General features: G+C 37.7%; 10 protein-coding genes and 4 pseudogenes. 7 read left to right on the top strand and 7 right to left on the bottom strand.

All coding sequences use genetic code 11. The annotated features are described in order from the left end of the window. Positions 1-152: 152 nt before the first annotated feature. The 6 genes and pseudogenes from G466_RS24790 to G466_RS0118495 all read right to left on the bottom strand — a co-directional run bounded on the left by G466_RS24790 (position 153) and on the right by G466_RS0118495 (position 3,014). Positions 153-662: pseudogene (locus tag G466_RS24790) on the bottom strand (glycosyl hydrolase family 95 catalytic domain-containing protein). Next, complete coding sequence (locus G466_RS24795; RefSeq protein ID WP_373296617.1) at positions 631-708, bottom strand: hypothetical protein; 78 nt, start codon at positions 706-708, stop codon at positions 631-633. Before G466_RS24795 ends, G466_RS24790 begins: the two are co-directional and overlap by 32 nt. Before the next feature lie 26 nt (positions 709-734). Continuing rightward, a complete protein-coding gene (locus tag G466_RS23365) occupies positions 735-1,127 on the bottom strand; it encodes a glycosyl hydrolase family 95 catalytic domain-containing protein (protein ID WP_026814955.1) in 393 nt (130 codons plus the stop codon). 12 nt (positions 1,128-1,139) lie between these two features. Then, positions 1,140-1,376, bottom strand: a complete 237-nt coding sequence (locus tag G466_RS23370; protein WP_262482347.1) for a hypothetical protein — start codon at positions 1,374-1,376, stop codon at positions 1,140-1,142. A 155-nt stretch (positions 1,377-1,531) separates the two neighbouring features. Next, positions 1,532-1,684 carry a two-component regulator propeller domain-containing protein gene (locus G466_RS24800; protein WP_157374029.1) on the bottom strand — a complete coding sequence of 51 codons (153 nt, stop codon included), beginning with the start codon at positions 1,682-1,684 and terminating at the stop codon, positions 1,532-1,534. A gap of 289 nt (positions 1,685-1,973) precedes the next feature. Next, positions 1,974-3,014 (bottom strand): LacI family DNA-binding transcriptional regulator, encoded by a 1,041-nt coding sequence (locus G466_RS0118495; protein ID WP_026814957.1) that lies wholly within the window; start codon positions 3,012-3,014, stop codon positions 1,974-1,976. A gap of 264 nt (positions 3,015-3,278) precedes the next feature. Between G466_RS0118495 and kduI the strand changes: the two genes are divergently transcribed. The 7 genes and pseudogenes from kduI to G466_RS22690 form a co-directional block, all read left to right on the top strand. Continuing rightward, positions 3,279-4,121 (top strand): 5-dehydro-4-deoxy-D-glucuronate isomerase, encoded by an 843-nt coding sequence (gene kduI, locus G466_RS0118500; protein ID WP_026814958.1) that lies wholly within the window; start codon positions 3,279-3,281, stop codon positions 4,119-4,121. Positions 4,122-4,126: 5 nt separating this feature from the next. After that, entirely contained in the window at positions 4,127-4,921 is a 795-nt protein-coding gene (locus G466_RS0118505) for a gluconate 5-dehydrogenase (protein ID WP_026814959.1), read from the top strand. Between the two features lie 3 nt (positions 4,922-4,924). Further along, positions 4,925-6,103 (top strand): DUF4861 family protein, encoded by a 1,179-nt coding sequence (locus G466_RS0118510; protein WP_026814960.1) that lies wholly within the window; start codon positions 4,925-4,927, stop codon positions 6,101-6,103. Positions 6,104-6,372: 269 nt separating this feature from the next. Then, positions 6,373-6,576, top strand: a pseudogene (locus tag G466_RS0118515) (bifunctional 4-hydroxy-2-oxoglutarate aldolase/2-dehydro-3-deoxy-phosphogluconate aldolase); the annotation flags it as partial. A 148-nt stretch (positions 6,577-6,724) separates the two neighbouring features. Next, positions 6,725-6,859, top strand: a pseudogene (locus G466_RS24550) (transposase); the annotation flags it as partial. Between the two features lie 95 nt (positions 6,860-6,954). Continuing rightward, positions 6,955-7,719 (top strand): DDE-type integrase/transposase/recombinase, encoded by a 765-nt coding sequence (locus G466_RS22685; protein WP_229797215.1) that lies wholly within the window; start codon positions 6,955-6,957, stop codon positions 7,717-7,719. Between the two features lie 55 nt (positions 7,720-7,774). After that, positions 7,775-8,167: pseudogene (locus G466_RS22690) on the top strand (sigma-70 family RNA polymerase sigma factor); the annotation flags it as partial. Positions 8,168-9,084: 917 nt separating this feature from the next. Here the strand turns inward: G466_RS22690 and G466_RS24155 are convergent. Beyond that, positions 9,085-9,615: glycoside hydrolase family 95-like protein (locus G466_RS24155; RefSeq protein WP_026814962.1), on the bottom strand; the 531-nt coding region annotated here is incomplete at its 5' end.

The following is a 9,615-nucleotide window of genomic DNA, read 5'->3' on the forward strand; positions in this document are numbered from 1 at the left end:
GCCAATTCAGGAGTTGTACGAGGGGAGATTTGATTGCCGACCGCCAAGCCCCAGCCATGTGCTACCTGCCCGGCAAATGGCGTTGCGGCCTTCCAATCGTCTTTCCAATCCTGAAGTCTTCCTGTGCTAGGACTAATACGCATGGGCAATAACTAGTTTAGATACTCATCCAATTCCCAACCAAATTCTTTATCATTATCCAAAACAACAATTGCCTTCTTGCAATTTTGGAACAGGTCCCTGATTATCTGCAAACCCTGGGTAGCGCCTACACATGCCCGTCCTTTTTTACCATCGGGTTTAACAAAATAGTTTTTAAAGGATTCCGAAGGATTCGTAACCAAAAACCCGTCTTCATCCTTTTGTAAATTGTCCAAATAAAATTGGGCGGCTCCCTTCATTGTGGGATATACTTCTTTAAGATATTCAATATCATGGGTACATTCGTAATGCTCCCAAAGATGGTGGCATAGCCAAACGCTCCCTACCTAATATATAGCCTATTATCCGGAACCGCCAACAGGAGATGTAGAACGCCAAATATCAGCATTGTGGTGCGCAATCCATCCATCTGCACCATACATGCTCTTGACCGTTTCTGCACCATCTACCGAAAGTTCTTTTGTAAGTTCAATTAGAAGGTAAATGCAACTCTGATAAATTGGCAGTTTCCACGGGCCAATAGTTGATTTGAGCATTACAATTCAATGTCCAATTGGCACTCCATGCCGGCTTTAAACTCCTACTCTATATTCCCTGCAGGTTAGAGGGCTGGCAAATTTCCCCGTACGAGAACTAGGTATGAGTAAATAACGACCAAATTGATAATATAAAGCAGTCCAACCTGGGTCGGTACCCGGACGAAAAGATTTTATCCTTTCATCAGTTCGCATCGAATCTTTTGATGTGTTTCCTAAATCAATACCTACCTTCTCAAACAAACTTTTGAATTCTTCAAGGTGACGGGCATTTAATTTGGAATATTCCGTTTTTGATAAGACCTTCATATACTTCTCTGCGATTTGACCATACACTTTACCTTCTGTTACAGGATCCTTGTCAAAACCATTAAAACTTGTTGCCGCAGTAAATAAAAGTTCTACTTCATCTGCATTTTGGACTACCAACCTGTTCTTTTCCTAAGCAACCTGACCGCCTTTGTTTCTTACCTGAAGTAGCATTTGAAAATGCATACCATATCCATCCTCATATAAAGGATCTTTTTTGCTGGCGTAATGCGGATAGGCATGCTTTGGGGCGTTGCCTTTCAAGATAATTCTATTATCTTTTATCTCAATGTTATTATTCAACAAACTAATCAAGGAGGTTGAAAAATTGAGACGGCCCGGGGAATCGGCACTCATTTTAACAATTATAGCCTTATCAGGAAATTAAACGAAAATTTCCTTTTTGTAGCTCACTTCACCCTCATTAATTTGACTTATTATGTCGCCCATGGGCAAATAACATTTATTATTTGTGCCTAGCATTGTCGAATCCATAAGTATTTGTGCCTTTTTTGTCCTGTCCTTTAATAACAATTCCCTGATTTTGGGAAGGGCGCCAGGTCTATTGCCATGAACCTATCCTCATCTGGCAGGTATTTATTTAGTCCGTTTAAAGTTCCCGCCCATAGCATGCCCTGCTTATCTTCTACCAAGGATTTAATATAACTGTTATTTATAGAATGATTATCTAAAGTATTATGTCTGTAGGTTTTAAATACATGTCTATCGTATTATTAAGTCTGTCATGAGTCCCAAATCATAAGAAGCCCTTGCTATCCTTTAAAATACAAAGGACGGTGCTTTGAGATAAACCTTCCGTTAGGGAATAGTGCTTAAACTTTAAATATTTATGACTTAAATATTAATTTGTGCAGAAAGCGTCTGCAGTTATTAATAATAGAAAGAGAAATTTCTTAATTTCATAATGTGATTTTTAAAAAATAAAAGAAGCAAGATACTAACAACTTAATAATTCCCAGATTCAAATTTTCTTAGGGAGGACTTGCGTTCTATTAGGTTTGGCTTTAAGATTATGGTTTCGCTTTTCATCTTCGTTGCACCTTCATGTATCTGTGATATCAGTAAAGTAGTGGCCGTTTTTCCAATCTTAAATCCAGGTTGGTCTATGGTGGTCAGGGAAGGCTCTATTAAAGCAGAAATTGGTTCATTGCTAAACCCTACTACTGCAATATCTTCTGGGATTCTTATTCCTTGTTGTTTTAAGTATTGCATTGCCCCAATAGCAGCAATATCATTGGCCGAGAAGATGCCATCTATCTTGTAGGGTAACTCAAGTAATAATTTCGCGTTTTCAACTCCGTCTATTTCCATTAATCTCGACTCTATTATCAAATCCTTCCTAAATTCTATATCATATATCTGAAGCGCACTTAGATATCCTTTTAGCCGATTCTTATAGATTTCCAGATTTTGAGGCCCAGAAAAGTGGACAATATGTTTACACCCCTGACCTATAAGGTGTTCAGTAGCATCAAAGCCAGCCTGATAATCATCAATCAGGACATTGCTGTTGTCTGATATATTACAATGCCTATCAAAAAATACAAACGGAATATTCCTTTGTTTTAAACCCTGAAGATGATCATAGTTAATAGTCTCCATAGAAACGGAGAGTAATACTCCATCTACCCTATTTGCTAATAAGGTACCCACAATATTCCGTTCCCGCTCCAATTGTTCCAGGGACTGACAAATTATTACATTATATCCCATTTTATAGGCAGTCTCCTCTACACCCGCAATTGCTGAAGAAAATAAATGCCTGGAAATCCTAGGTACTATTACCCCTAGAGTATAGGTCTTGCTTTTGCGCAAATTAGAGGCTAAATGGTTTCGTTGATATCCCAGTTCTTGAGCCTTGGCCAGTATTTTATCCTTTGTTTTTTGCGTAACTCTATCACTATCGTTCAAGGCCCGTGATACAGTAGAACTGTCTATCTTTAAGATCCTCGCGATATCATGTATTGTAATTTTATTATTTTCCATCTTCTAAATATCACTTTTTCCACAACCATTTAGCAATGTTAATTCTACTGAACCAAAATTATGCATTGCATTTAAAATAAAATGCAATACACTTTTTATTGATTTCACTATAACCTGATTGGTAATCAAACATTCTCAAATATAGGAATAATTTATAATCCAATCGATTGTATTATGAATTTTATTATTATATTTACAACTATTATAGGAAAATCCTATTAAATCATACTAGTAAAAGAATTTAATAATTGTACAGAAAATATTATGAAAAATCAATTTCAAGTAAGATACGCTAACTCTCCTAACGAGACCAAAGGACTAACCACGGAAGGTTTACGGAAGGAGTTCTTAATTCAGAAATTAATGGAAAATGACACCATTAATTTAGTGTACACCCATTTTGACAGATATATAGTCGGAGGTGCCGTACCCGTTAATTCTGACCTAAAATTAACCACAATAGCACCTATTAAATCCGATTATTTTTTAGAGCGAAGGGAAATCGGCATCATCAATGTTGGAGAATCAGGTTCCGTAACGGTAGACGGAAAAAAATATAACTTAGCCTATAAAGAGGCACTTTATATTGGTAGGGGGAACAAAGAAGTAGTTTTCAGCAGTGACAATGTTGATGCACCTGCTAAATTCTATCTCAATTCTACTCCTGCCCATAAAGTATTACCTAGTAAAAAAATAAGTCAGGACGAAGCTGAAATTGTAGAAATGGGATCTATGGAGACTGCCAATGCAAGGACCATAAGAAAATTAATTGTGAACAGTGTGGTAGAGACCTGCCAGGTACAAATGGGGATGACGGAGTTAAAAACAGGAAGTGTTTGGAATACTATGCCCGCACATGTACACGACCGAAGGATGGAGGTTTATTTCTATTTTGAAGTTCCACAGGACCAAGCCGTTTGCCATTTTATGGGGGAACCTCAAGAAACTAGACATATCTGGATGGCAAATAACGAGGCGGTCATCTCACCTCCATGGTCTATTCACTCTGGATCAGGAACAAGCAACTATACCTTTATCTGGGGAATGGCTGGGGAAAATTTGGACTACGGGGATATGGATCATTGTAAAGTAACTGAACTAAAATAAAAAATATGTCTATTAACTTATTTGATTTAACAGGAAAAATTGCCCTCATAACCGGAGGTACCCACGGCTTGGGTCAGGCCATGGCAATCGGTCTGGGAAATGCAGGCGCCAAATTGGTTATCAATGGCGCCTCCTCTCAATCCAAATTAGACAATGCGGTAGAAGAATACAAAGCATTAGGTCTTTCTGCCCACGGTTACCTTTTTGATGTAACCGATGAGGAGCAAGTGAAAACCAATATTGCCAAGATTGAAAAAGAAGTAGGTGATATTGATATTTTGGTAAATAATGCCGGAATTATAAAAAGAACACCTCTAGAAGAGATGGCTGTCGCTGAATTTGAGGAGGTTATCAAGGTGGATTTAGTAGGCCCTTTCATTGTATCTAAACATGTTGTAAAAGGTATGATCCAACGAAAGGCAGGAAAGATTATCAACATTTGCTCCATGATGAGCGAACTAGGGCGTAACACTGTAGGCGCATATGCTGCAGCCAAAGGAGGTTTGAAAATGTTGACGCGTAACATGGCTACTGAATGGGCCAAACACAATATACAGACCAATGGTATAGGACCGGGGTATTTTGCCACTACTCAAACTGAGCCTATCCGAGTAGATGGTCACCCTTTCAATGAATTCATCATTGGGAGAACTCCTGCTAGTCGCTGGGGAAATCCGGAAGACCTACAGGGAACTGCTATATTCTTAGCCTCCCAAGCCAGTGATTTTGTCAATGGCCATGTCGTTTATGTAGATGGCGGAATTTTGGCGACCATCGGAAAACCTTCTAACGAAAAATAAAAAATGATGGTGCACCTTCGTAAATACGCCTTGTTTATCGCTTTCTTTGCATTGATAGCTTCATGTGCTGACCAAGAAAAAGCAAAAACGATCACAGTAGAAAACAGTTTGGAAATGGACCGCTCCTTCGAAACGGTCGAATTGACCAAAGACTTTTTAAAAGTGGATGATCTTTCCAATGTGGGTATCAAAAACATCGATACACAAACATTGTTGGTTACACAGACCATTGACACTGACGGAGATGGAATTTCAGACCTCATTATCTTTCAACCGGAAATCAAAGCCAACAGTGAACAATCTTTTGAAATTGTGACTATTACCGAGGCAGATCGCCCTGAAGCACCGGAATTGTGCTACTCAAGGTTTGTTCCTGAACGTACCGATGATTACACTTGGGAAAATAATAAGGTAGCCTTTAGGGTATATGGACCAACAGCTCAAAGAATGATCGAGGATAATATTCCTGGCGGGACACTATCCAGCGGTGTGGATGCTTGGCTAAAAAAAGTAGAGTACCCTATAATCAATAATTGGTACCACAAGGAACTAGAGACTGATGGATCATATCATGAGGATACGGGAGAGGGGTTAGATAGTTTTCATGTAGGAATTAGTAGAGGTGTAGGTGGAATTGCAATAAAGGTTGAGGACTCTTATTACTTTTCCAAAAACTTCACCCATTGGAGAACCATTACCAATGGCCCTATTAGGACTAGTTTTTATTTGGAGTATGAAGATTGGGATGCTAATGGGAACAAGATTAAAGAATCCAAGGTTATAAGTTTAGACCTTGGTCAAAATTTATCCAAATTCAAAATTACCCTAGAAGGTGCCAACCAAATCTCCGCAGGCCTAACGCTTCACGAAAAAGATGGTAAAGTAGAGGGGAGTAAAGACAATGGTTGGGTCAGCTATTGGCAACCACACGGAAATTCCGAGCTGGGCACTGGCGTTGTCGCACCCAAAGAATATTTTATCGATTTTGAAAATTATGATACGGAGGAAACTGACTTTAGCAATGCTTACGCACATCTTAATGTTGTGGACAATGAAGTAACTTATTATGCTGGTTTTGGTTGGAAGGAAAGCGGCCAATTCAATTCCAAACAAGAATGGGAAGAATATTTAAATAGGTTCTCTCTACAAATTAATAGTCCATTAACAATATCTATAGATTAGTCCATCTTACTGATCCTTTATAATGAGAACACACCTATTTTGGCTAAGATTAGGAGTGGTTATTTTTTTATATGCGACATAATTTATGATTAATTATAGAACAATATTAATCCTCCATACAACCTTAATTTTCCAAACTTGTTTGAAACATACAATTTCTTTCCTTTTTAATTTGGGCAATAAAGAAGAGATCGACCATTTAGCTGAAGAAAATATCATAAGGATCGTTTCTCAATCATTTATAAAACAGGGAAAAACAATAGTAATTTATGGCAGTATTTTCAAGAATAGAAGTAATAAATGTTATGAATGAAACAGGGTTAGTACCCTTGTTTTTCAGTCTAGATTTAGAATTAAGTAAGCACATTATTAAAGCATGTTATGATGGAGGAGCGCGCTTGTTAGAATTTACGGCTCGTGGGGATTTTGCACATGAAATTTTTGGAGAACTGAACAAATATGCTATTAGTGAATACTTTAGCCCCACATAAGTTCGGAGTGATATTTTAAATTTCAAATTTATACATTTGAGATATGAAATATAAGAAATGGACCTTAGCGCAGAAGTTGGAGATATTATCCAGTTCCGAAGAAATAGGCATTGTGTAAACCTGTCGTAAATACGGGGTCAGCACTGGCACTTTTTATACATGGAAGAAGAAGTTCGACCATAAAGGGGAAGCAGGTTTAAAAGTGCCCTATGACACTAAAAGCAAGGAACTGAAAGAAGCAGAAGAGGAAAACCGTACTTCGTAAGTTACTTGGTGATAAGGAAATTGAATTGGAAGTGCAACGTGAGCTTTTAAAAAAAAGTTTGGGACGTCCGATCCAAGAAAGATCTAGTGGTTAGGATGCACGCCAAACACAAAATCAGTAAGACCAAACTAATAGATATGGTGGGAATGGTTCATAGCAGTTACTATAGAAAGCCCACCAATGGCAAGAAGGGGAATAAACCAAGCAAGTTTACCTATCACAGTAAAAAAGGCCCGGTTAGCCAGGATAGTGTTGTTGAGTCAGTAAAATCAATATTAAAACATCCATTTATAGATTGTGGATATCGGTTAATGACTTCATACCTAAAGCGGGATGGCTATACTATAAACCATAAAAAGCTTTATAGAATAATGAAAGAAGCAAACCTATTAAAACTAGAAGACCGGATAGATAGAAGTGGTTCGGGACGCAAGTTTGTTAAGTTTAGGAAAGTAAACACCTCTAGACCTTTTGAATGTCTAGAGATGGATATAAAGATGGTTTGGATTCCTAGTGCCGGTAAAAACGCTTATTTGCTATCTGTAATAGATGTACACACCCGTAGGATTTTAACCGACCTTTTTACCTTTTCCATTAAGCAGAAACAGGTTATAGAATTGCTTTCCCAATTGTTTACGAACTACCAATACCCTGATAATATTGTGATCAGGAGTGATAACGGGAGTCAGTTTATAGCCAAGAATGTGAGGGAATACCTTGGGCTAATTGGCGTGAGCCAAGAATTTACCCACATTGCAACACCGGAGGAAAATGCTCATATAGAAGCTTATCACGGAATTTTAAAGAAAGAAGTTTTTAATCGATTTGAATACAGAACCTTTGGTGAAATAGAGAATTAATGAATAAAGGCGGAATTGCGCATCGTCTTATTGATTTTGCAAAAACCTAAAGAAAGATGTTGACCTCAAGAATTATTTATACAAATCGGTATACAATGGGTTCATTGATTATTACAGAAGAAATAGGCCTGTTTATTCATTGGAAAAAATACAAATCGACACTTTGGTCGTATTTGTACAGGAAGATTCGGGAAATTCCATGGAAAGACTAATTTCTCAGGTGAAAATTGAAATTGAGAATCTTCCACCTAAATGCAAACAGTCGTTTATATTAAGCAAGCAGGAAGGTCTTACGAATATTGAAATTGCGGAGCATTTAAATATTTCCACAAAAACTGTTGAAGGTCATATTACAAAAGCATTTTCCATTTTACGCAAGACCCTGGACCCTAAAATCAATGGGGTCTTCCTATTACTTTTTGGAATAGACTTGAAGCAAAAGATTTAGCCACTGCTAATAAAGTATTTATAGCTTGAAATTGAATATTTATACTAGCAATATTTACCACTGAATCTATTTGGGTATTGGATACAGTATAAACGCTCCCCGTTTAGTTCGACCTAAATTAGTAAGAAATCTAAATCATGCATAATTAAAGTGAGTCATATTTTTGATAACCTTCGAATAATATAATTTGGTATATGCCTAAGTTAATAGTGATTGGACACAAGAAAATTGGCGAAAAGTTCAACTAATAGATTGTATCCCGTCGCATTAAGATTATTTCATTCCCAAACAAGAATGACGCGCCTACTCTATCATAGCTCTCCATCGGGACGGAATAATAGATCTGTGCAAATGAAGAAATCAACCTTCAAAAATAATTATATTGATTGTGTCAAGGTCAATGAAAAAAATCATTATACACCAATAGCTACGGAACTATCTTTTAATACAGAGCAGGTGAAAATGAACAAGGCCTAGGCTTACTAAAATAGGGTTGACCGGATACTAGTATAATTTGGCCAAGATATTTTAGATTAAATTGAAAATCTATAGGATTCAAGTTGGTCAGAATGTAGTAAATAAATTATTCCCTTTAGGGAGACAAAAGACCGAAAATCATCCAATATTTTTCTCCATACCTATTCTCGATAAGAGCCCTTAAAGACTGCTATGAAGTATGTCAATTTTTAAATGGCCAAGGGTTTGAATATCTTTTATGTTCCTTCGTGACAGGTATATGATCCATCCAGTCAGAATAATCACTATCAATCCCCCATAATGAACAATACGGTAGAGACTACGAGAAATTGAAATCTCTCTTTTACTTGCTTTTTAAAAAAAATAATTACACCCCCTATTCCGGTAAAGTAATCCACTTAAAAATAAAAATTGACATCCGTATCTCTATCAATATTAATTTAGCGCAGTTGTTCTCCATATCTCAAAACCGCTTTTCCTCCAGATTGAGAGTGAACACGGACCCGTTTTAGAATACCCCCGTTCCATTCCATATTCACTGTAAACCCACCACGGGCTTTAAGCCCTTCTACTTTACCGTTGGGATAAAAAGAAGGTAATGCCGGCAAAAACTCTATTACTCCATCATGGATTTGCAACAGCATTTCACAAATGGAAGCGGTAATACCTAAATTTCCGTCGATTTCCCAAAACCCTCCAAAATTGGAAGTAAGGTTAGGAAACAGCGCTTTTTCAAAATGTTCGTCAAGTACCTTTTGCAGCATTTCCTCATTACCCAACCTGGCCCAGAACTTTGCCGAGAAGCTTCCTGTCCAACTTCCGCTATTATTGGCTTCCCAAGGCTTTCGGTATTCAAGGGTTTTGGTAAAGGCTTCAGCCAATTCAGGAGTTGTACGAGGGGAGATTTGATTGCCGACCGCCAAGCCCCAGCCATGTGCTACCTGCCCGGCAAATGGCGTTGCGGCCTTCCA

Origin of the sequence: Arenibacter certesii DSM 19833 (assembly GCF_000429545.1) — a bacterium.
Classification (GTDB): domain Bacteria; phylum Bacteroidota; class Bacteroidia; order Flavobacteriales; family Flavobacteriaceae; genus Arenibacter; species Arenibacter certesii.